The sequence below is a fragment of the Cypionkella sp. genome (assembly GCF_034376685.1).
Taxonomy (GTDB): Bacteria; Pseudomonadota; Alphaproteobacteria; order Rhodobacterales; family Rhodobacteraceae; genus Cypionkella.
In genome coordinates this window covers 1-22537 of the sequence record NZ_JAXMJJ010000064.1, presented here as the reverse complement: position 1 = coordinate 22537, position 22537 = coordinate 1, and the positions used below count along the sequence as shown (strand labels likewise).

Annotated in this window: 16 protein-coding genes and 1 tRNA gene; 14 read left to right on the top strand and 3 right to left on the bottom strand. The window is 60.0% G+C overall.

All coding sequences use genetic code 11. From position 1 onward, the window contains the following. The 8 genes from fghA (at position 1) to U1A24_RS12490 (ending at position 6310) form a co-directional block, all read left to right on the top strand. The gene (gene fghA, locus U1A24_RS12525; protein ID WP_322322304.1) at positions 1-831 is read left to right on the top strand and encodes an S-formylglutathione hydrolase; all 831 of its coding nucleotides are present in this window, start codon (positions 1-3) and stop codon (positions 829-831) included. Then, on the top strand, positions 824-1303 hold the full coding sequence (locus U1A24_RS12520; RefSeq protein WP_322322303.1) for a CAP domain-containing protein: 480 nt from the start codon (positions 824-826) through the stop codon (positions 1301-1303). Before fghA ends, U1A24_RS12520 begins: the two co-directional genes overlap by 8 nt. Continuing rightward, positions 1300-1758 (top strand): YaiI/YqxD family protein, encoded by a 459-nt coding sequence (locus U1A24_RS12515; RefSeq protein WP_322322302.1) that lies wholly within the window; start codon positions 1300-1302, stop codon positions 1756-1758. The genes U1A24_RS12520 and U1A24_RS12515 overlap by 4 nt, the downstream gene beginning before the upstream one ends. 48 nt (positions 1759-1806) lie before the next feature. Continuing rightward, positions 1807-2772: a DMT family transporter gene (locus U1A24_RS12510; protein ID WP_322322301.1), complete on the top strand. Its 966-nt coding sequence runs from the start codon at positions 1807-1809 to the stop codon at positions 2770-2772. Next, complete coding sequence (locus tag U1A24_RS12505; RefSeq protein ID WP_416173490.1) at positions 2744-3370, top strand: HAD family hydrolase; 627 nt, start codon at positions 2744-2746, stop codon at positions 3368-3370. Before U1A24_RS12510 ends, U1A24_RS12505 begins: the two co-directional genes overlap by 29 nt. After that, complete coding sequence (locus tag U1A24_RS12500; RefSeq protein WP_322322300.1) at positions 3367-4284, top strand: ornithine cyclodeaminase; 918 nt, start codon at positions 3367-3369, stop codon at positions 4282-4284. The genes U1A24_RS12505 and U1A24_RS12500 overlap by 4 nt, the downstream gene beginning before the upstream one ends. Before the next feature lie 203 nt (positions 4285-4487). Beyond that, positions 4488-5156, top strand: coding sequence for a DUF6538 domain-containing protein (locus U1A24_RS12495; protein WP_322322299.1), 669 nt, complete (start codon positions 4488-4490; stop codon positions 5154-5156). Next, a complete protein-coding gene (locus U1A24_RS12490) occupies positions 5147-6310 on the top strand; it encodes a site-specific integrase (RefSeq protein ID WP_322322298.1) in 1164 nt (387 codons plus the stop codon). Before U1A24_RS12495 ends, U1A24_RS12490 begins: the two co-directional genes overlap by 10 nt. Positions 6311-6392: 82 nt before the next feature. Here U1A24_RS12490 and U1A24_RS12485 read toward each other — a convergent pair whose 3' ends face one another. Next, positions 6393-7496 (bottom strand): Fic family protein, encoded by a 1104-nt coding sequence (locus U1A24_RS12485; protein WP_322322297.1) that lies wholly within the window; start codon positions 7494-7496, stop codon positions 6393-6395. Positions 7497-7577: 81 nt separating this feature from the next. Here U1A24_RS12485 and U1A24_RS12480 point away from each other — a divergent pair, with 81 nt between their 5' ends. From U1A24_RS12480 to U1A24_RS12455, 6 genes are all read left to right on the top strand, one after another. Then, positions 7578-8222, top strand: a complete 645-nt coding sequence (locus U1A24_RS12480; protein ID WP_322322296.1) for a hypothetical protein — start codon at positions 7578-7580, stop codon at positions 8220-8222. A gap of 479 nt (positions 8223-8701) precedes the next feature. Beyond that, entirely contained in the window at positions 8702-9157 is a 456-nt protein-coding gene (locus U1A24_RS12475; RefSeq protein WP_322322295.1) for a hypothetical protein, read from the top strand. A 104-nt stretch (positions 9158-9261) separates the two neighbouring features. Further along, positions 9262-10134 carry a DUF3102 domain-containing protein gene (locus U1A24_RS12470; protein WP_322322294.1) on the top strand — a complete coding sequence of 291 codons (873 nt, stop codon included), beginning with the start codon at positions 9262-9264 and terminating at the stop codon, positions 10132-10134. Between the two features lie 201 nt (positions 10135-10335). After that, positions 10336-11607 carry a DNA repair exonuclease gene (locus U1A24_RS12465; RefSeq protein WP_322322293.1) on the top strand — a complete coding sequence of 424 codons (1272 nt, stop codon included), beginning with the start codon at positions 10336-10338 and terminating at the stop codon, positions 11605-11607. Continuing rightward, on the top strand, positions 11607-14996 hold the full coding sequence (locus tag U1A24_RS12460; protein WP_322322292.1) for an AAA family ATPase: 3390 nt from the start codon (positions 11607-11609) through the stop codon (positions 14994-14996). Before U1A24_RS12465 ends, U1A24_RS12460 begins: the two co-directional genes overlap by 1 nt. 22 nt (positions 14997-15018) lie before the next feature. Beyond that, on the top strand, positions 15019-20919 hold the full coding sequence (locus U1A24_RS12455) for a DUF3320 domain-containing protein (RefSeq protein WP_322322291.1): 5901 nt from the start codon (positions 15019-15021) through the stop codon (positions 20917-20919). A 329-nt stretch (positions 20920-21248) separates the two neighbouring features. Here U1A24_RS12455 and U1A24_RS12450 read toward each other — a convergent pair. Together U1A24_RS12450 and U1A24_RS12445 are read right to left on the bottom strand one after the other, a co-directional pair. Continuing rightward, positions 21249-21325, bottom strand: a tRNA-Pro gene (locus U1A24_RS12450). A gap of 69 nt (positions 21326-21394) precedes the next feature. Beyond that, positions 21395-22402 carry a DMT family transporter gene (locus U1A24_RS12445; RefSeq protein WP_322322290.1) on the bottom strand — a complete coding sequence of 336 codons (1008 nt, stop codon included), beginning with the start codon at positions 22400-22402 and terminating at the stop codon, positions 21395-21397. Positions 22403-22537 lie beyond the last annotated feature (135 nt).

Sequence of the window (22537 nt, the reverse complement as noted above, 5' to 3'; positions counted from 1 at the left end):
ATGAAAACCATTTCTGAAAACCGGGCTTATGGCGGCGTGCAGGGGGTTTACAGCCATGCGTCTGCGGTGACGGGCGGCGAGATGACCTTCGGGCTGTTCCTGCCTGCCGAGGCCGAAGAAGGGCTGGTGCCGGTGCTGTGGTATCTGTCGGGGCTGACCTGCACGCATGAGAATGCGATGGTGAAGGCGGGCGCACAGCGTTGGGCGGCGGAGGTCGGCATTGCTTTGGTGTTCCCAGATACCTCGCCGCGCGGCGAAGACGTGCCGAATGATGCGGCCTATGATCTGGGGCAGGGCGCGGGGTTTTATGTGAACGCGACGCAAAGCCCGTGGGACAAGAATTTCCGCATGTGGGATTATGTGACGGAAGAACTGCCGCGCGAGTTGTTCAAGGCGTTTCCGATTGCTGAGGCTGCGCAGTCGATCACCGGGCATTCGATGGGCGGGCATGGCGCGCTGACGATTGCGATGAGCTTTCCGGGGCGGTTCCGCTCGGTCTCGGCCTTTGCGCCGATCTGCAATCCGACGGCGAGCGATTGGGGCCGCAAGCAGTTTGGCGCGTATCTGGGGCCGGATGAGGCGACTTGGGCGCCGCATGACGCCACACTTTTGATGAAGAAGCGCGGCTTTGATGGGCCGATTTTGATTGACCAAGGCACCAGTGATCAGTTTGTTGATTTGTTGAAGCCCGAGGCTTTGGCAGGTGCGATGGCCGAGCGGCGGCAGGGCGGCAGTTTTCGGATGCAGAAGGGCTATGACCACAGCTATTTCTTCGTGAGCACCTTCATGGAGGAACATGTGGCGTTTCATGCGGGGGCACTGAATGCGTAAACTCGGATTGCTGAAAGCGGCGGTTTTGTTGGCTTTGCTGGCGCAGCCTGTATGGGCGGGCGCTTCGGAGGATCAGGTCTTGGCGGCGGTGAACAAGGCGCGGGCGGGGGTCGGATGTGGGGCGTTGACGGCGAATGCCAAGCTGGAAGCTGCGGCGCGGGGCCACGCCAAGGCGATGGCCGAGCAGAATTTCTTCAGCCACTCCAGCAAGAATGGCGGCAAATTTTCTAACCGGATCAAGGCGCAGGGCTATCGCTATAGCAAAGTGGCCGAGAACATCGGCGCGGGTCATGCCTCGGCTGCGAAGATGATGGCGACTTGGATGGGCAGTTCGGGACACCGCAAGAATATCCTCAATTGTGGTCTGACCGAAACCGGGATCGCGGTGGTGTATCAGCCGGATGACAAGCCGCTGAAGGGGCAAAGCTTTGCGATGAAATACTATTGGGTGCAGGTGTTTGCGCGCCCATGACTGCTACGGGTCGTATTTTCATTGATGCCGATGCCTGCCCGGTGAAGGCGGAAGCCGAGCGGGTGGCGACGCGGCACGGGATGCGGATGATTCTGGTCTCAAATGGGGGCATCCGGCCAAGTGCGAACCCGTTGGTCGAAAGCGTGTTTGTGGAGGCGGGCCCGGATGAGGCCGACAAGTGGATCGCCGAGGCCTGCGGGCCGGGCGATGTGGTGGTGACCGGGGATATTCCGCTGGCCGCGAAATGCGTGGCGGCGGGGGCCAAGGTGGTCAAGCACAATGGCGAGGAATTGAACGGGGCCAATATCGGCAATGTGCTGGCGACGCGGGATCTGATGCAGGATCTGCGCAGCGCTGACCCGTTTCGGCAGGGTGGCGGGCGGCCCTTTTCCAAGGCAGATCGCTCACGGTTTCTGGAAGTTTTAGAGCGGGTTGTGCGGCAAGCGAAGCTTTGATGTCGCCTCTGGGCTAGATTTGGGCAAGCGGCTGCGGTCAGTTGAGGTATGTCAGACAATTCCAAAAAACCCGCCACCGGTATCCTGTTTGCACTTGGCGGCGGGGTGGTGCTTTCGGTCAATGACCTTGCGATCAAGGCTCTGTCGGGCACCTATGCATTGCATCAGGTGATCTTGCTGCGGGCGTTTGTCGGCATGGCGATCGTGCTGGCGGTGATCTGGATTTCCGGCGGCGGGTTTCGGCAGTTGCTGACGAAAAGGCCATTGGATCACCTGTTCCGGGTCAGCATCGTGATGGTGTCGAACGTGACCTATTTCGTCGGGCTGTCGCTGATGCCGCTCGCGGATGCGGTGGCGACGGCGTTTGTGGCGCCGTTGTTCGTGACCCTGATGTCGGCGGTGATCTTGCGCGAACAGGTGGGACCGCGGCGCTGGGCGGCGGTTGGTGTCGGCATGCTGGGCGTGGTGGTGATGACAAGGCCGGGGGCGGGGGTTATTCAACCGGCGGCGATTCTGGTGCTGATTTCGGCGTTCTGCTATGCCTCCAGTCACATGATGACGCGGCGGATGCGGCTGACCGAAAGCGCTATGACGTTGAATTTCTTCGTGCAATGCGGGTTTATCGTGATCAGCTTGGGCTTTGGGTTTGTGGCGGGCGATGGCGGTCTGGCGCAGGCTCCGGGCAGCACATGGGAGTTTTTGTTCCGGCCTTGGCACACGCCGCCGATTGGCGATTGGTGGGCGTTTATCGCGACCGGGGTGGCGGTGGGTGTGGGCGGTTTGATGATGTCGCAGGCGTATCGCACAACCGAGGCCGCGTTGATCGCGCCGTTTGAATATATCGGCATGCCGATGGCGATTTTCTGGGGGGCGCTGGTGTTTGGCACCTTGCCGGATAGCACGGCCTGGGTGGGGATTGCGTTGATCTGCGGCGCCGGGCTTTATACCCTGTGGCGCGAGACGGTGCGCAAGAAGAAGGATCTGGATGTTGCAGCCCCAAGCGGTGATCTTTGATATTGGCAATGTGCTGACGCGTTGGCAGCCAGAGGCGTTTTACGACCGGGTGATTGGCGAGGAACGGCGTCGGGCTTTGTTCGAGGCGGTCGATCTGCACGGCATGAATGACCAGGTGGACGCGGGCGCTTTGTTTCGCGAGACGATCTACGATTGGGCCGCGCAGCACCCGGACTGGGCCGCAGAAGTGCGGATGTGGTATGACCACTGGATTGAACTGGCCAGCCCCCGGATTGAGGGCAGCATCGCGTTGCAGCGGGCGCTGAGGGCCAAGGGTATCCCGGTGTTCGCGCTGACCAATTTCGGGCGCTATTCGTTTGAAGAAGCCCTGCCGAAGATGGATTTTTTGCAGGATTTCGACCGGCTGTATGTCTCGGGCGTGATGGGGGTGATCAAGCCTGATCCGCTGATTTATCAGATGGTTGAAGAGGATTGCGGCATCGCCCCTGACAGGCTGTTATTCACCGATGACAAGGCCGAGAATATCACGGCGGCGGCCCGCAGGGGCTGGCGCACGCATCAGTTTGAAAGCTGGCAGGGCTGGGCGCAACGCTTGGTTGCCGAGGGGCTGCTGAGCAAGGAAGAGGCAGGGTTATGAGCATTGAAGTGGTTGGGCCGGAGGCCGAGGCGCTGCTGTCGTGGCAGGGGCTGTGCGAGGCGTTTGAGGCTGGGCATCGGTTGCCACGCGCCGAAATCAACGACCTGTTCTTGTATCGCGGCGCGGATACGCTGCTGGATCGGGCGGCGTGGATTGATGGCTTGGGCAGTCTGGTGAAGGTCGCCACGGTGGTTCCGGGCAATGCGGCGCGCGGTTTGCCCAGCATTCACGGTGCGGTCAATCTGTTCAACGATCAGACCGGCGTGCTTGAGGCCTTGGTTGATTTTCATCTGGTGACCAAATGGAAAACCGCTGGCGATAGCCTGCTTTCGGCCAGCAAACTGGCGCGCAAAGACAGCCGGAATATCCTGCTGGTGGGGGCGGGGACGGTAGCACGCTCGATGATCTCGGCCTATTCCGCGCTGTTTCCGGATGCCAAGTTCAGCATCTGGAATCGCTCGCCTGCTGGGGCCGAAGCGATGGCGGCTGCGGATGGGCGGGTGACGGCGGTGACAGATTTGGCGGCTGCGGTGCGCGCGGCCGATGTGATCTGCACGGCGACGATGAGCCGCGAGCCGTTGTTGAAGGGCGAATGGCTGCAACCGGGGCAACATATCGACCTGATCGGTGCCTATACCCCGGCGATGCGCGAGGCGGATGACGAGGTGATGCGGCGGGCGTCAGTGTTCGTCGACAGCCGCGCCACCACGGTGCATCACATTGGCGAGTTGAAAGACCCGATTGCGCGCGGGGTGATCAGCGAAGCGGATATCAAGGCCGATTTCTATGACATGGCGCGGGGGGCTTACCTGCGCAGTTCCGACGATGAAATCACCGTCGCCAAGAACGGCGGCGGCGCGCATCTGGATCTGATGACCTCGGCCTATATTCTGGCGATGTGGCGGCAGCGCTGAGCGATTTGCAAAGAAAAAGCGCCCTTCAGGGGGCGCTTGGCGTCGCTAGAAATCTCGGGATTTTTTGAATTGGTCGGAGCGAGAGGAACATAACCCGGTTTCACTCAACCTTTTGATCTAACTCAACCTATTGACTACAAGCACTTTATAGTAAAATCACTGTTCCGGGCATGTGTCTCGGAGGGCGACCTTTGGGGAGTAATATGGGGCACATTTCTCATCTGAGCAAGCGCGGTTCCGTCTACTATGCGCGCATTGATGTGCCAGAAGACCTCGTGACGGTCCTCAAAACACAGACGAGGAAGCTGTCGCTCAAAACTAAGGATCTGGCGCAGGCAAAGCTCAGACTATGGCCTGTGATTGCCGAGTGGCAACGCGAGTTCGACGATTTGCGCACCCGTCGGGCCTTGCTCGACGCGGACCGCGAACACGCCGTTTGGGATCATCACAAAGCAGTTTTGGAGCGTGATGAAGTTGAGCGGTCGCAGATGCCAGGAGAAGCAGGAATCGAAGCCATGAGAGCTGATTTGCTCGGGCGCGTGGAAAGGGGCGAGTTCAAGGGGATCGACCTACTGTCCATCTTGGATGCGACAATCGAATTACAGGTTGCTCAGAGGGCCGGGGAGCTATCTACTACGGCTCGCACCGTCAAATTGGCTGAAATGCGAAAGCACCTTGCGAAGGGCGAAACTGCGCTGATCGCACATGAAGTCGATGAATATCTGCGCGTGAATCGCTTGTTTGTGGAGCCTTCAACTCCTGACTGGATCAGCCTAGCTCGGCGTCTGATGCGTGCGGAGATCGACGCCTTGGAGCGCACGCTGGAGCGCGCCAAGGCGACTTCTCAGGGCTCCCCCGTGATGTGCTTGTGAAGCCACCAACTCTTGAACGACGAGCTGCGACTGAAATTGCTGCCGTTGGAGAAAGCATTGCTGAGGCAGTGGAAGCGTTTAAGAAGGAAAATCCGAGGAACGTCTCTAAAAGCCGAATGAACGAGTCATGTCGCGACATTGGCATCTTTATTGAGACGGTGGGCCTCGGGTTTCCTGTGGCAAAAATCAATAAGAAGCATGTCCGCGAGTGGAAGGCGCTTTTGATGAAGTATCCAGTGCGTGCTACAGAGGTTGTAGCGTTTCGCGGGATGAGCATTGGTCAGATCGTTGTGGCGAACGATGAGCTAAAGCGGCAGGTGCTGTCCGACAGGACAGTCAATCGTTACCTGTCGAGCCTCTCTGCATTCTGTTCATGGGCCGAGGTAAACGGCTACATTCCGGCGAACCCCTGTTCGGGTATGGCCTTGCCCAAGGAACGTCGGGCCAAGACGTTGCCCTTCACCAGCGAACAGATGAACATCCTGTTCACATCGCCGTTGTTCGCGGGAGCTCAGAGCGAAACCGAGTGGCGATTAATCTCACGGCCTGGAGATGTGTTGATCCGCGACCACCGCTTTTGGGTGCCGCTTATAATGCTTTTCTCCGGTGCGAGGCCTGGAGAGATTGGTCAGTTAGCTGTCAGTGACTTGCGCCAACAGCAGGGGCAGTGGTTTATGCACATCACCATTGAGGGCGAAACCCACAGCGAGGGGAAGTCGGTCAAAACGCTAGGCTCAATGCGCGTAATCCCCATACATCCTGAACTAGTGCGCCTCGGGCTGCTCGAATACCACGCCCAGCGTGTCGAAGGCGCGGAAAAACAACTTTTCCCTGGTGCAAAAAGGAACGAGCGCGGTCAGATGATGGCAGATTTTTCTCGTGAGTTTGGCAAGTATCTCGCGCGCATTGGCCTGAAGGAAGCACCTGGCCTTAAGCTTTACTCCTTTCGGCATGGTGCCGCAGACGCTTTGCGCAGGGCGGGCTATTTGGACAATCAGTTCGGCTTCATTCTGGGTCACACAGAACAATCCATGACTGGCCTCTACGGCATCATGCCACAGGGTATGCTGGAGCAGCGCGTAGAACTGGTAAATGCGATTACCTATCCAGGGCTCTCACTCGATCATCTGGTGTTGTCTTCAGATGGAGGGTGAGCTGTCCAGAAGTCACTGGGATTCTTGGGTGGGCGACAGTGTTTGATGTGATGTTAGGCAGTGATCTCCTGCCCGCTAAAGCTTAGAGGGTCAAATCGTCATTTGACACCGTCATCAGCAGCCGCACCAAGTTCGTGTTGACGTAGTAATTGTTTTTGCCCGCGCGGTGCTTTTCCACGAAACCGTGCTCGGCGAGCGTGTCGAGATAGCGCGCTGCGGTTTGGCGGGTGACTGTCAGATCGTTCAGGACGTAGTCTATCCGCGTGTAGGGGTGGCGAAAGAGGTTGTTCAGCAGCTCCTGGCTGTAGAGCTTTGGCAGCTCAGTGCGCATCCGGTGCTTGGCGGCGCGCATCTGATCGCCGATGCCCTCTACCAGCCGTAAGGTCGTAGCCGCTGTCTCGGCCACGCCATCGAGCATGAAGATAACCCAGTCTTCCCACGCACCATTGTCACGGACCGTCTGGAGGAGCCGGTAGTAGTCGCTTTTATGCCGCGTGATGTGGCGGGACAGGTAGAGCACCGGAATGTCTAGCAGGCCCGTCCGGGTCAGGTAAAGCACGTTGAGGATGCGACCGATTCGGCCGTTGCCGTCTGGAAATGGGTGAATGCTTTCGAACTGATGGTGGATCAGCGCCATCTTGATCAGCGGGTCCAGGCTGGACATCTCGTCGTCATTGATGAACCGCTCAAGCGCCGTCATCAACGCGACGATTTCGTTCGCATCCTGTGGTGGCACGAAGACGACCTCTCCGCTGCGTTCGTTCTTCAATGCGGTGCCGGGGGTTGCTCGGAAACCGTCGCTGCGGTCCTTCAGCAGTCGGAACATGTCGATCAAGGTCGAGTTTGGGATCAGACCACCAGTTTCCTGCAACCTAATGTGACCGAGGCGCAACGCGTCACGATACCGTGCCACTTCTTTAGCAGCCGGGGACGGAGGCTCGTCGGGGAAAACATCGGCTTGAAACAGCTCATCCTGGGTGGTGACGATATTCTCGACCTCTGACGATGCCTTCGCTTCCTGAAGCGCCAGCGTGTCGATCAGGATGCCTTGGTTCGGGATTGTCTTGGCGTGGCCCTTCAGGTCTGCCAGTGCGCGGGACGCCCGGTTGAGCGCCTTCAGCACGGCCACCGTTTCCAGCGTCACATCGGGCGGCAGGGTTGGCAGCTTGTATGTCTGTTTTAACATGTTGCACTCGACGTGTTCGAAAATATGGTTTTTTTTAACATGACACAGTGATCATGTTCGCGAAAGGGCTGTTTGGGTAACATGAAGGTCTGGCCCGGCGGCTTCGATACTCGCCATCACTCTGCATCAGGTCAGTCCTGGAGGCAGGAATCCGGCCTGCTCGGCCAGCTAGTTGAACAAGTGCTTTCGGAAGGAGTAGCCATCGTGCTCTCGCCGGAGCGGACGCCCCCCGGAGGTTGGCTAGCATTCAAGGCCGCGCTCGGCGTCGATGCTAATTTGCAGGCGTTTCTGTCCGACCTTGCGAGTGGCGGCGGCGCCGTCCTGTTTGTGGACAGTCTCGATTTCTTCGACGACCCCGGCAAGCGCGCGACCGTTATTGACCTAGTCCGCTCCGCCGCCTACGTGCCAAGCTTCCAAGTCATAGTTACAGTGCGTGCCGGCTTTGACAAAGATGAGCCCAACTGGCTTCCGGCGAACGTGCTGGACATACTTGGTCGAGCGCAACCGATTATAGTCGAGGAGCTTGGTGCGGAGGAGATTGATGAACTCAAGGTGGCCGCGCCTGCGCTGCGCGCGCTACTCGCTGACGACCATCCCGCCCGCGACATAGCTCGGAATCTCTTCCGGTTGTCGAGGCTGCTCGAGGTGCAGGGCTCGGCGCACGAGCTGCGTTCGGAAGTCGACCTGCTTGAACGGTGGTGGTCAACCGCTGACGGCGTGTCGTAGGGACGCCGCGATCGGGCAAGGCTCTTGTGCGACCTTTCTGATGCAGTGCTCGCAGGCCATGACCATATCGAAACCCGCGCCTCGCCGATCGCGATCGAAACGCTAATCGCAAGCGAGAGCTTACGAGAGCTCAGTGTCGACCGGATCGCATTTCGCCGCGACATTCTGCGCGAATGGGGGGGCGCTGCGCGGCTTCACGATGACCCTGCGCTCCTAGATCGACTGCCGCTCGTCCGGCCGGCGCCGCCGTCGTTGGCGCGGGGTGTAGAGCTTGGAGCCCGGTTCGTCCTTGAGCGTGATACCGACGAACTACGGTGGGTCGCTTTCCTCGAAAGGGTCAGCCCAGTCGGCGCTCACGCATCTTGGCGCCGCTTCGCGCTCTTGGCGATCCTCCGTTCGGAACTGGCGTTCAAGCTTCTACAGCGCGCCGCGCCGTCGCTCTTTGACGGCGATGGCGCGCTGTTGCGCGAGCTGACCGTTTGGCACAAGCAAAGTTCGACACATTGTTCCCGGCAACCTTTCACGAGTTCTTCAACGATCACGGCGACAACACGACCTTCCACATGGCGTTCGACGCAATGGGGATGGATGCACCAAAGTTCATCGACAACTCCCATACTAAATCGCTGTCCGGTGAAATCGAAAATATCGAGCATGTCGACAACCCCTACCGAGGCTACACGGGCTCTTTGGGGCGCGCAGAGAACATGATTGAACAACTGATCGATGCGGCGGTCAGCCTGTCTGGCATAGTGAATGGCTTTAAGCGCGAACAGCTCACTGCGCGTTTGAACGACATAGAGCAGGCAGACCTCGCAGACCCCGCTGCCCGCAAGGCCGCGATGGGTGAGGCTGTGCGGCTAAACAAGCTGTTGGAACAGCTTTCGAAGCCGGTCCGATGGAACTTTCCACAGTGGAAGCTGAAGGGCGAATAGCCCGATATAAACGCCTGCCGAGTGGCTGAAACACCCGGCAGGCAAGAGTGAACGCAGACTTTCAAATCAACATTCAGGCCCTTGGGCCATCAAAGGAGACTACCATGACGAACAGCGAAACGACAATCTCGGTAACTCAGGTGCCCGTGGACGAAAATGACCTTGGGATGATTGCTTCTACTCGGCAGCTTTGTGACGAGGTGCGCGAACGTATTCACGAATTTGAGGGTCGAGCACGGAAAGAGATAGTGGAAATCGGTGCGCTGCTTCTTCGGGTCAAAAATAAACTTGAACATGGTGCATTTAAGAAGTGGCTCGATGCCGAGGTTCGGTGGAATATTAGGACCGCACAGAACTACATGAACTTCGCGAAAAACATCGGCGACAAATACGAAACAGTTTCGCATTTGCCTCTAACGACCATTTACGAGCTCGCTGGTCCGTCTGTGCCCGATCTAGTGCGGCAAGAATTGATTGCGTCTATAACTGACCCGAAAAACCCACCGATTGCCAAGATTAAAAAACGGCTCGGTGATGTGCGAGAACAGGCAAAACTCGCAACGGAGCCTAGAGACTTAGATCCTGCGATGTTAATGGGCGAGGGCGCGCCAGCACAGAAAGTCGAACCGGCAAAGCGCGGGGTCGAAGAGGACAAGCCTGGAGATCGACTTCAGAAGGAACGTCTTGTTTTGTTGGCTAAGAGCTGGCTTTTTCGAATGGTCGAGCTTGCCCCCGAAATTCTTGCCGCTGTTAAATCGTGCGGCGCCTATGACGTAGGTGTCGCTTTGGGCGCAGCCGCAGAGGCGATCATCGCCACAAAGCAGACACCAAAGAATCTGGCCTCCAAGCCTAAACCGGTGACGCCAAAACCCACGAAACCGGAAGAGATCACACTGCCCACATCTGAATATATGGACATGAACAGTCATGCGGTTGCGGGCGATGAAGTTGAGGACCTCGACCTGAAAGCTGCCTAAACTCGATCATCCTAGCATCACGATCGCTCGCCGGATCAGAACCGGCGAGCGATCAATTTCAATAAGTTGAGCAATTCCGTTTGCGATCGGCTGAAAGCGAAAAGACAGATCATGCACCGATAGCGCTTGATTTTGGGCAGCGCGCTGCGAATAGTCAATCAGAGCGGCACGCTTGGCGTAGTGACTCGCCCGATTTCATAAATGGTGTTTCACAGTTTGGCTTTCCGCTTCATTCATACCGCTGATTTGCATCTAGACTCGCCCTTGGTGTCGCTCGCGATGCGCAATGCTGATCTTGCTGATCAGGTGGGTGTGGCAAGCCGTTCTGCATTGACCAGGATTGTCGACCTGTGTCTGACCGAGGCAGTTGATGCGCTGCTGATTGCGGGTGATCTTTGGGATGGCGGGCTGAGTTCGGCCAAAACTCCACGGTTTCTGAAGCAGGAATTGCTGCGGTTGGACGAGGCGGGCATTCGCTGTTTTATCATCCGGGGCAATCACGATGCGATCTCAAAGGTCACGCGCGAGCTTGATCCGCCTGGGGGGACGCGGGTGTTTGGGCCGAAGGCCAAGACCGAAACGTTCGAAGCAGGCGGCCATCTGATCGCGGTGCATGGCGTCAGCTTTGCCGAGCCTCTGGCCCCGGGCAGCCTGTTGCCGCTGTATCCGGTGGCGATGACGGGTGCGTTCAACATCGGCATGATGCATAGCAGTCTGAACGGCAGCGTCGGGCATGATGTCTATGCGCCGTGCAGTGTCGCTGATCTGGACGCGCATGGGTATGATTATTGGGCTCTTGGCCATATTCATCGCAGATCAGAGCATTGTGGCCGTGCAACTGTGGTGATGCCCGGTATCCCGCAGGGCCGTGATATTGGTGAGGCTGGGGCTTGTTCGGTGGCGCTGGTGACGGTGGATGACGTCGGCGCTGTGGCTACTGAACAGCGCAGCGTTGCGGCGCTGCGGTTTGATCGGCTGCGCATTGATCTGACAGATATATCTGACTGGGCCGAGGTGATTGAGGCATTGGATGCCGCATTGCGCGACATCGCGCATGTGCCACGCCCTGAGGCGTATCTGGTGCTGCGCCCGATGCTGATGGGGGCGACGCCGCTTGCGTGGCGGATTGCCCGTGATCTGGACCGCTTGACCGAGGAAGCCCATACCATTGCAGCATCCGTTGGGGGGATCTGGATCGACAAGTTGGAGAATGGCACCACCGCGCGGGGGGCCGGGATCACCAGCCAGCTGCCCACCGATCTCGTCGGTATTGTTATGGCAGAGTTGCCAAGTGATCCGGCGCTGCTGGCGGCCTTGGCCGAGGCTGCGCGCGTGTTGATGCACGATTTGCCGCCCGAATTGCGCGATCTCTTGGGGGATGATGCCGCCGCTGTAGCCGCCGCAAGTGGCTTGCTGCTGTCAGAGGGCAGCGTGCAGATGGTCGCCCGGCTTGGCGCGGGTGAGGCCGTCTGATGCGTTTGGAAGGTTTGGATCTGACCCGCTATGGCCGCTTTACCGAGGCAAGGCTGGCGTTTCCCGCGCCGGCACCCGGTGGGGCTGATCTGCATGTGATCTTCGGGCCCAACGAGGCTGGCAAATCGACGCTGTTCTCGGCTTGGCTGGATTTTCTTTATGGTATCCCGTCGCGCAGCCGCTACGATTTCAAACATGCCGGGCCCACGATGCGGATCGGGGCTCAGATCAGCCATGCCGGTGGTGTGCTGGATCTGGCACGGCAAAAGCGCCTCGGTTCCAGTTTGCTTGATGCGCATGGCGCTGCGGTGCCGGATACTTTGCTGCAATCGGCGCTGGGGGGGCTTTCGCGCGAAGGCTATATGGCGATGTTTTCGCTGGATGATGACACGCTGGAAAAGGGTGGTGAGGGTATTCTCGCCAGCCGGGGCGATCTGGGCGAGATGCTGTTTTCGGCCAGTGCTGGGCTTGCCGGGCTTGGCCCGCAGCTGGCCGCGATCCGCGCCGAGTTGGACGGCTTCCACCGCGCCGGTGGCCGCAAGGGCGTGGTTTATGAGGCAAAGGCCCGGTTGGCCGAGCTGGATCGCCAGCGGCGCGCGCTTGACACCTCGGCTGCGACCTATCAGCGCTTGGGGCGCGATGTGGTGGTGGCCGAGCGTGACTGGAACACTGCGCGCGACGCGGAAGCCGCCATCACCCAGACCCTGCGCGATCTGCAAGCTGCGCTGGCAGTATTGCCTTTGCGGGATCGTCTGGCGCGGCTAGAGGCCGATCATGCCCCGCTTGCGCATTTGCCGGACGCCGATGATGCGGTGGTGCAGAACCATCAGGCGCTGGAGGCGGCCCGCAGTGCTTTGGCCAGCCGGATCGCTGACCGCGCCGAGCGGATCGAAATGCTGGAAGATCGCAGTGCCAAGATGACGCCAGACTCCGCGATCTTGGGCGTGCGGGATGCCATCTTGTCGGCCGATGCGCTGCGTTCGGCGCATGACACCGCCGTGCAGGATTTGCCGCGCCGTCGCGATGAGGCCGCAAGCGTCGAGACGGCGTTGCGCGAAACGCTTGTGCGTTTGGGTCGGCCCGGTGCTGCGGTTGAGCCGCTGTTGCTTGATCCGGCGCGGCTGAGCGCGTTGCGCGGCTTGCTGGCCGAACGCTCGGGTGTTTTCACCGCCGTTGCGCGTGCGACGGAGGAGGCCACGAAGGCCAAAGCCAAGTTGGTAGCCGCGCAAAATCGGCTTGGTGATCCTGGCACGCCCGAGGATCTTGCCGGTTTGCAGGCGCTGCTGACGCGGTTTCGCACGGCAGATCCAAGTGGGGCACTGCGAGTGGCGCTGCGCGACCGAGACGCATACGCGGCGCAGATGCAATCCGCGCTGCAAACGCTTCTGCCTTGGCAAGGTGATGCCGATGCGCTGGCAGCGCTTGCGGTTCCAGCCAGTTGGCAGGTTGAGACTTGGGTTGGCGATGCGGAACGCACGCGCCTAGCCGTGACGGATACCGAGCGCGCGTTGCAACAGGCGCAGTCCGCCCATGACAGTGCCGAGGCGTTGGCAGGGCAGGCGGCAGAGGTGTCAGAGGGTGTCACATTGGCTGATGCGGCTTTGGCGCGCAGCCAGCGCGAAGCCCGTTGGGCCGCCCACCGCGCTGATTTGAAACCTGCAAGTGCCGATGCCTTTGAAGCGGCACTGCGGCAGGATGATCAGATTGCTGGACTTTTGGCCGACACGATGGCGCGGGCGCGGTTGGATGCGGCAGATGCCAGTCGCCGCGCCGGGCTGGCGGCGGAAGTGTCTGCGGCGCAAGACAAGTGGACGCAGGCCTGCGCCGCACGCGATGTGCATGCGGCCACGCTTGATGCCACTTGTGCCGCGCTTGGTTTGCCGGGGGCCGCGTTGGCAGACCTGCGCCGCTGGCTTGATCAGCGAATTGCAGCGCTGGGTGTGCGCGCGGCGCTGCGGCAGGCCGAGGATACGCTGGCCCGCGCTGAGGCCGATTTGCGGGCTGGCACAGCGGCGTTGCAAGGGACGCTTGGGCTTGGCCCAGATCACGGTGGTTTTGATGCGCTTTGGGCCATAGCGACTGCACGGCTGGAAGCTTCGGAAAAGCACCGCGATGCGCGCCGACAACTGGCCGAGTTGCAGGCTGATCTGCACGATCGCATCAAAGATCACACCGTGGCTGAGGCCAATGTGGCGGCATGGCTGACCGCGTGGCAAACGGCCAGCGCCAGCACCGCGCTTTCAGGATTACCTGCTGACAGCCTAGGTATGGGCGATATGCTTGACCTTCTGGATGCGTTGGGGCGCGATGCAGCGCTGCTTGCCGGATTGTCGGACCGCATTGCCAAGATGGAGCAGAATCGCGCAGGCTTTCGCGATGCGGTGGCACTGATCCTGTTGGCGATCCAGCTGCCGCTTGAAACACCTTGGGCGGAACTGCCTGCGCGGTTGCGTCAGGCCGAAGATGCCAGCACCAAGATGGCCGAGCTGTCGCGCAATCTGACAGATGATCGTGACGCGCAGTTGCAGGATCGGCGGCAGGCTGAAGCCAATGCCGGGGCGTTAAACGCGTTGGGCGCGGCGCTTGGCTGGGCAGAAGGCGGTGCCAGCCTTGGCAGCCATATCGCGGATTGCCAGCGTGCCGCACAGTTGCGACGTGATATGATCGGCCTGCGCGCCGATCTTGCCAACCGCCCACAGCCAGCCGATGTCTTGGATTTTTACGCTTTGACAGCACAAGAGGCTGAGACACAGGCCGGGTTTGAGTTGCGGCACAGCGAAACGCAGGCGGCTTTCGCCCTTCTGCTTGAAGCAAAGCGTCAACTTAGCGCCGTGGGCGGCGATGATGCCGTAGCGCGCCTTGAAGCGGAACGTGCCAATCTGTTGAACGCACTGCGCGACGGCGCGCAGGCGCATCTGGCCCGTCGCTTTGGTCTGATCGCGGTGGAGCAGGGCCTGCGCCGCTACCGCGACAGCCACCGCAGCGCCATGCTTGATCGCGCCTCAGCGGCGTTTCACAGCTTAAGCCGGGGGGCTTATACTGGCCTTGCGGCCCAACCCGATGGCGCAACCGAGGTGCTGGTGGCTTTGTCTGCGGCGGGTGGAGCGAAGCTGGCTGCCGATCTGTCAAAGGGCACGCGGTTTCAGCTTTACCTGGCGCTGCGGATCGCAGGCTATCACGAGTTGGCGCAAAGCCGCCCCACCGTGCCGTTCATCGCCGATGACATCATGGAAACTTTTGATGACGACCGGGCCGCTGCGGCCTTCACTTTGCTGGCCGAGATGTCGCGCTCGGGTCAGGTGATTTACCTCACCCACCACCGCCACCTCTGCGATATCGCCCGTGCCGCTTGTCCCGACGTGCGAGTGACTGATTTGCAAGCCCTTTGATTTGCGCTGAACTGGAGCCGAAATGTCCACAGATGTGATCGATGCCACCCAAGCCGAACAACAGCTTGCGGAGCCCAAGCCGCTGGTCGTCCTAAACGCGGTCTTGGCGGGCAAGGTGAACTTTGCATCCGCGCAAAACGGCGTTTCGGTGCTGCGCAGTTTGCGGCTGGTGAATGAGGGGACGGCGGCGGCGGTCAATGTGACGCTCAGTCTAAGTGCCGCTCCTGCGATCCTGCGCGATAAATCCTGGCGGATCGACCGGATCGCGGCGGGGGCTGGGATTGACCTAGGCGATTTGGAAACGCCACTTGATACCGCAATTTTGGGTGGGCTGGATGAGGCCGAAATCGGCCAGATCAGTTTTGAAATCAGTATTGATGGTCAGGTGACGAATCAAACCCAGCATCGCATTGAACTGCTTGCCCGCGATGAATGGGGCGGCTTGGCTGAGATGGACAACATCCTTGCGGCCTTCGTGTCACCCAACCAGTCGGCGGTGGCGCGGCTGTTGAAAGAGGCATCGCGGCTGCTAGAAGCGGCAGGGCATTCCGGGTCGCTGGAAGGCTATCAGTTGGGTGATCCAATGCGGGTCTGGATGATTGCGGGCGCGATCTGGTCGGCGGCGACTGGGCTGGGGCTGACCTATGCAGTGCCGCCTGCTTCGTTTGAACGGATGGGCCAAAAGGTGCGCGACCCCGAGCGAATCGTGGGTGAAGGTCTTGCCACATGTCTGGACAGCACCTTGCTGCTGGCCGCGGCGTTCGAGGCTGCGGGGCTGAACACCGCGATCTTGTTTTCGCATGGCCACGCTTGGGTGGGTGTCTGGCTGGTCGCGCGCGATTTTGGACGACTGGTGGAGCCAGACGTCGTTGCGGTGCGCAAGGCGGCGGCTGCGCGTGATTTCGTGCCGCTGGAAACCACTCTACTCACCAAACGCCCCAGCATGGGGTTTGAGGCTGCGGTGGATGCGGGCCGGGACCGGCTGTCTGAAGCTCGTGAGACGGAGTTCATTCAGGTCGTCGATATCAACCGCGCGCGGGCGGCGCGTATTCGCCCGCTGGCAAGCCATCGGATGGCGCAAGAGGTCAGCAATGACGATGAAACTGTCGCCGCTGCCGCCCTGCCGCGCCCGCTTGATTTGGGCCGTCTGCCCGGTGAGTTGATCGAAACCGCGCCTACCACCGCTTTGGGTCGGATTGAGCGCTGGCAGCGCAAGTTGCTGGATCTGTCCTTGGCCAACCGCTTGCTGAACTTCAAGGATACAAAGCTGGCGATCCCGATGATTTGCCCAGATGTTTCCGGGCTAGAAGACCAGCTTGCAGATGGTGCGGTGTTTAGGTTGCTGGCGCTGAAGGATGAACATGCGGTTTCTGGCCGCGATTTGGCCGCCGAGGAAGCCCGTCAGATTGAAACCGGGTTGGCGCTTGATGCGATGGCGCGCGGGCAGGTTGCCGTGCCGCTGACCAGCCGAGACATGGCCAACCGCCTGACAGAGCTCTACCGCAAGGCCCGCAGCGATACCGCCGAGGGTGGCACCAATACCCTGTTCCTGGCGGTGGGTTTTCTACGCTGGAAACGCACTGACAGCGATCCGCGCCATTACCGCGCGCCGTTGCTGTTGCTGCCTGTCAAGCTGGAGCGTCGCTCGGCGCAATCCGAGTTTCGGTTATCGCAGCTTGAAGACGAGGTGCGCATCAACGCTACACTGCTTGAATTTCTGAAACGCGACTTTGAGTTGCGGATGCCAGAGTTGGAAGGTGAATTGCCGCGCGATGCCAGTGGTTTGGATATTCCACGCATTTTGCAGATTTTGCGCCATAAGGTCCGCGATGTGGCTGGGTTCGAGGTGCTGGAGGATTGCGCGCTTTCGACGTTTTCCTTCGCGAAATATCTGATGTGGAAAGATTTGGTCGACCGCACCGACAACCTGCGTGAAAGCCGCTTGGTGCGGCATTTGGTGGACAGCCCGACCGAAAGTTTTACAGGCAGCAGCGGGGCGATGCCACTACCTGCCGACATTGACCGCAAACATGCACCCGCTGATCTGCTTGCACCGCTGCCCGCCGACAGCTCGCAACTGGCGGCGGTGATGGCGGCGGCGCAGCAGCGCGATTATGTGCTGATCGGGCCACCCGGCACCGGCAAAAGCCAGACGATCACCAACATTATCGCCGATCAGCTGGGCCGGGGCCGCACCGTGCTGTTCGTGGCCGAGAAGGCCGCCGCCTTGGATGTGGTGCATCGGCGGCTAGAGCGGCATGGTTTGGGCACGGCGGTGTTGGAGCTGCATTCGAACAAGGCTGATCGCAAGGCGGTTTTGACCCAACTTGGCCGTTCGTGGGATCGCGCCAGCACGCAAGGGGCTGCGGATTGGGTGCGCGTTACCGATGATCTGCGGGTGACGCGCGATCAGTTGAACGGCTATGTCGCGGCGTTGCATGTGCCCGGAACGCAGGGCTTTAGCGTTTATCAGGCGATTGGGCGGGTGGCGAAGCGGCCTGCGGTCGTGGCATTGGCGTTCCCGAATAAGGATTGCCACGATCAGGATACTTGGTTGCGTCTGCGTGCACTGGCGGCGGAACTGGGCCAGCGGCACCGGATTGTGGCCGACTTGGGCACGGGTGGCCCGCTGGCGCTGGTGGCTCCGGGGGAGTGGTCCTTTGGCTGGCAGGATGCGTTCCTTGCGGCGGCGGCACGTCTGCGCACCACATTGCACGAGGCGCAAGCGGCACGGCTCGGGTTGGCGCTGCAGTTGGGGTACCCTGCCGCAGTTGTAGAATTGGCTGATGTTGTAGCGGCATTGGGCAAAGTGCCTACCGCCCGTCTGGGCCGCCCTGCGGTATCCGAGGTTGCTTTGAACGCAGCCCCGGCTTTGCGCGCAGAGCTGGCACCATTTGCCGAAGCATTGCAGACCTGCCGCGATCAACGGCAGGCTCTGGCTGCCAGTTATGCGGATGATGTGATCGCCGATATGCCTTTGGAAGCGCTGGATATTCAATGGCGCGAGGCGCAGACCAAGATGTGGCCGCTGGCCGGCATGGCGAAGACCAAGCTGCAAAAACTGCTGCAATCCTACGCGCAAGGCGGCACCGCCGATCCTGCTACGGATATTGCAGCGCTCAAACGGCTGTTGCGGGCGCAAGCGCTGATCACCAAGTCTGCGCTGTCTGCATTGCCTGGTTTTGCGGGCGAACGCTCGGATGTAGGTGCCATATCTGCTGTGCTGGACGAGGCGGACGGCTTTGCTAGGCTTGAAGCAACGCTGACAGACGCAAGTCTGCCGCGAGCCAGATTGATGGAGCAGCGCCCAAATCTGGTGCAGCGTGATGGTGGCGCACTTGAGCCGCTGTTGCGGCGTCTGGCCACCGCAGAAACCACGCTCGCCGCCGATATTTCGGCGTTCAAGGCGGCAGGGGGTGATGCAAACGTCAATGCTGAACAGTTGATGTCGCACCTTGAGGCCATCGACGCTGTGCAGGCGCGGCTGCCCGATTGGATGAAATGGCTGGCAACGCGAGGGCAGGCGGCGGCACTGGGATTGCAGCCGATCATCGACGTGCTGCAAGCAGGCGAGGATATCGGCGCGGCAGAGGTCGCGTTTGAAAGCGCCTATATGGCGTGGTGGTTGCGCCTTGCAATGGATGCCGCACCGATGTTGCGCAGTTTTGCGCACTGGGAACATGACGCGCTGATCCTGCGGTTCCGCGCGTTGGACGATGCGATGACCGGGATGGCTTCGGCGGAAGTGATGCGGCGGCTTGGCAATGATCTGCCAACCCGCGACTCCGTGCCGCGCAATTCTGAACTTGGCATCCTGCGGCATCAGCTTGGCCTGCAACGCCCCACTGCGGCGATCCGGGGTCTGATCGGCCAGATGCCGACAACCTTTGGCAAACTCGCCCCCTGCGTGCTGATGTCGCCGTTGTCTGTCGCGCAATATCTGCCTGCGGGCCAAGCGCAGTTTGATCTGGTAATCTTCGACGAAGCTTCACAGATTTCCACATGGGATGCGATTGGCGCGATTGCGCGCGGCAAGCAGGCGATCATTGTCGGTGATCCGCGTCAGTTGCCGCCGACGAATTTCTTTGGCCGCAGTGATGATGGCGCAGACGGCGATGACCTTGCCGAATATGAAAAGGACATGCCCTCGATCCTGGATGAAGTCTCGGCCTCGGGCGTGCCTACGCAACTGCTGAACTGGCACTACCGGAGCCGGGATGAGGCCTTGATCGCGTTTTCCAACCATTTTTATTATGGCGGCAGCCTTGTCACCTTCCCGTCGCCGGATGCCTCGGGCAATGCGGTCAAGCTGCACAAGATAGCGGGCACCTATATGCGCGGCACCGGGCGCACCAACCCGGATGAGGCTCGTGCCATCGTGCAGATGGTCCGCAAGCGGCTGACTGATTGGCTGAAAATGCCGGAAAAAGATCGCCCGACGCTGGGGGTGATCACCTTTAACGCGCAGCAGCAAAGTCTGATCCTTGATCTTCTTGATGCCGAACGCCAAGCTAACCCGGCGCTGGAATGGTTCTTCTCGGATGACCGTGAGGAGCCGTTGATCGTGAAGAACCTTGAGAATATCCAAGGCGACGAGCGCGATGTGATGCTGTTTTCGATCACCTTCGGGCCGGATGGAGCGGGTAAGCTGGCGATGAATTTCGGCGCGTTGAATGGGGATGGTGGTGAGAAACGCTTGAATGTTGCGGTGACGCGGGCACGGGCAGAACTGCATGTGTTCGCCTCGATCACCGCAGATCAGATTGATCTGGCAAGAACAGGCGCGCGCGGGGTCAAAGACCTGAAAGCCTTCCTCGATTTCGCGGCACGGGGTGCGATTGCGCTATCGGCGCAAGACAAAGGCTCTGAGGGCCCGGTTGAATCGCCATTTGAGGAGGCGGTGCTGGCAGCTCTTACCGCGAAGGGATGGGAGTTGCACAGCCAGATCGGCGTTTCCGGTTTCCGCATTGACCTTGGCGTGCGGCATCCCGACCATGCTGGAACTTGGCTGGTGGGTGTCGAATGCGATGGCGCACGCTATCACAGCTCTGCCACCGCGCGTGACCGTGATCGGATCAGGCAAGCCGTTCTGGAAGGTCTTGGTTGGTCGATCCTGCGCATCTGGTCCACCGAATGGTTCCGCAACCCGGGGACGACGGCTGATCGGGTGGATGCGCAGTTGCGTGAGGTGTTGGAGAAGGATCGCCAGCGCAGACTGGCTTTGATCGAAGTCGAATTGAGCGAAGTTGACAGCTCTGGCAACGCTGCGCTGCCCACGTCTGATCTGCTGCCCGAGGACATCGGCATTGACATGCCGACCGCATCTTTGGAGTTCAAACCGGTTCTGTCGTCTGTGCCTATGCACACCCAAACGCCTGAAATGGCTGCTGTAGCTCAGTTTGCGTCGGTCGATCTAACGGCGCCAAAGCCGGAAGCAGAGGCGCTGAGCCAGCATAAGCTACAGGCAGACCGCTTTTTCGACGAGGACTATTCCGTGACGCTTGCGGAGCTCGTGCTCAAACTTGTCCAAACGCAAGGTGCCATGACAGAGGCGGCGTTGGCACGCAGCGTCGCCCAGTTGCATGGCTGGCAGCGCACGGGGGGCAGGATTCAGGCAAGAGTAGCGACGTTCCACAGTTTACTCGATCAGCAGGTTGAAAACGGCACAGTGTTCTTCTGGCCGAAGGACGGTATCGTGCAGCGCGTTCCCTTCGCCGGGCTTGGTGGGCGAAGCCTCAGAGAGGTATCCCGGACCGAAATCGCTTGGATGGAAGACCAGCACACGGCGCGTATTTCGGCGTCAGTTGACCCAGTTTTGGAACTATCAAGGCTGCTGGGAATCGCGCGGCTGAGCCAAGACGCGCGCAGCTATCTTGATGACTGTAGATATTGGAGGACCGAAGGTTGCGCCACCCTGCCATGAAGGCGGCGTTGCTTTTTGTGGTATCTACCACCGATCTCCTCAGCATCTTCCCTTTGCGCGCATGGGGAGGTCGGTTGTGACAACCAAAAGCCCTGAATCTTGATCATCGGTCGTTCGAAAACAATGGCCAGCAGATGGTCGATGTGAGCTCACTGAAGGCGAGATAGAGAGAATCCAGAGCGAAAGTATCTTTGACCGGAATATCGATTCCAAAAAGGTGCTTCGTCATTCACAGGCATAGCACTGGTCCGGGCCTATGGTAAGAAAAAGTGTTCCGGGGGCAATCCGGCTTCATTTTCAAGTCATTGATATATCGGGATTTTTTGAATTGGTCGGAGCGAGAGGATTCGAACCTCCGACCCCCTGCTCCCGAAGCAGGTGCGCTACCAGACTGCGCTACGCTCCGACCGTGGCGCGGGGTTAAACCGTTGCGCGCGGGTTTGCAAGAGGGGCGCGCAGGATTTATGCGCGCCGCTTATGCGTCGCCATCGGTGCCGGTCAGGCCCTCGGTTTTGTTGCGCAAACGGCGGCGATCAAACAGCCGCAGCCAGAGGCCGATGCGGGGATAGGTGCCGAAATCAAAGCGCGAGCGATGCTCCAGCACCGGGCGGTTTATCGACACCGAGGGCTTGTCTTCGCGCAGCACGATATAGACCCCGGCGGCGATGATCACGCCGGTGCCAACGGCTGTCCAGAAATCGACTTCTTCGTTGAAGATGAAAAAGCCAAACAGGATCGCCCAGATGATCTGGCTGTATTGCATCGGCGCGACGATGATCGCGGGCGCACGGCGGTAGGCCGCGATGGTCAGCATGCCTGCCAAGAGGCTAAGCAGGGCCATCGAGAACATCAGGCCCAAATGATTAATCGGAACAGGTACATAGACGAAGGGCAGCGCCAGTGCCATCACCACGAAGTTCGCCACCATCGGATAGAGCATCAGCACGACCGAGCGTTCGTCATGACCGATCTTGCGCACGATCACCGAGGTCATCGCGCCCAGCAGGGCCGCAGCCAGGGCTGAAAGGTGGCCGAGGCTGAGCGGATCTTGCCCCGGACGTAGCACGATCATCACGCCTGCGAGGCCAACGATAATCGCCAGACCGCGATGCAGGCCGACCTTTTCGCCGAGGATCGGGATGGCCAGCAGGGTGATCAGGATCGGCATGGCGAAGAAGATCGCGTAACATTGCGCCAGCGGCAGCACCGAAAACGCATAAAATCCGGTGATGCCGTTGAGCACGGCAGACGCCGTGCGCAGGGCGGTCCAGTAGGGGTGTTTCGGGATCAGGTTGCCGTCGGTGCGGTCGCTCATCAACAGGATGGTGATCAGCGGAAAGCTGAGCAGACCTGCGAAAAAGATCAACTGGAATGCGCTGTAATGCGCGCCGAGAAATTTCACCAGAACGTCGTGGGTGGCGTAAATCGCGAAGGCAGCCAGCGCCAGAAGCGCCCCGCGCAGGTTTGATTGAGCAACGGGCATGGCGGGTATCCGGGGCGAAAGAGTACAGCTTTGGCGATGCGCCTAGCTGTCGGGCCTTCGCGGTTGAACTTCAAGAGGGAAGCTGCACGGCGCGGCGTTTCTTGCCGATTTTTCGTCAGCAGTCGTTGGCCGTTT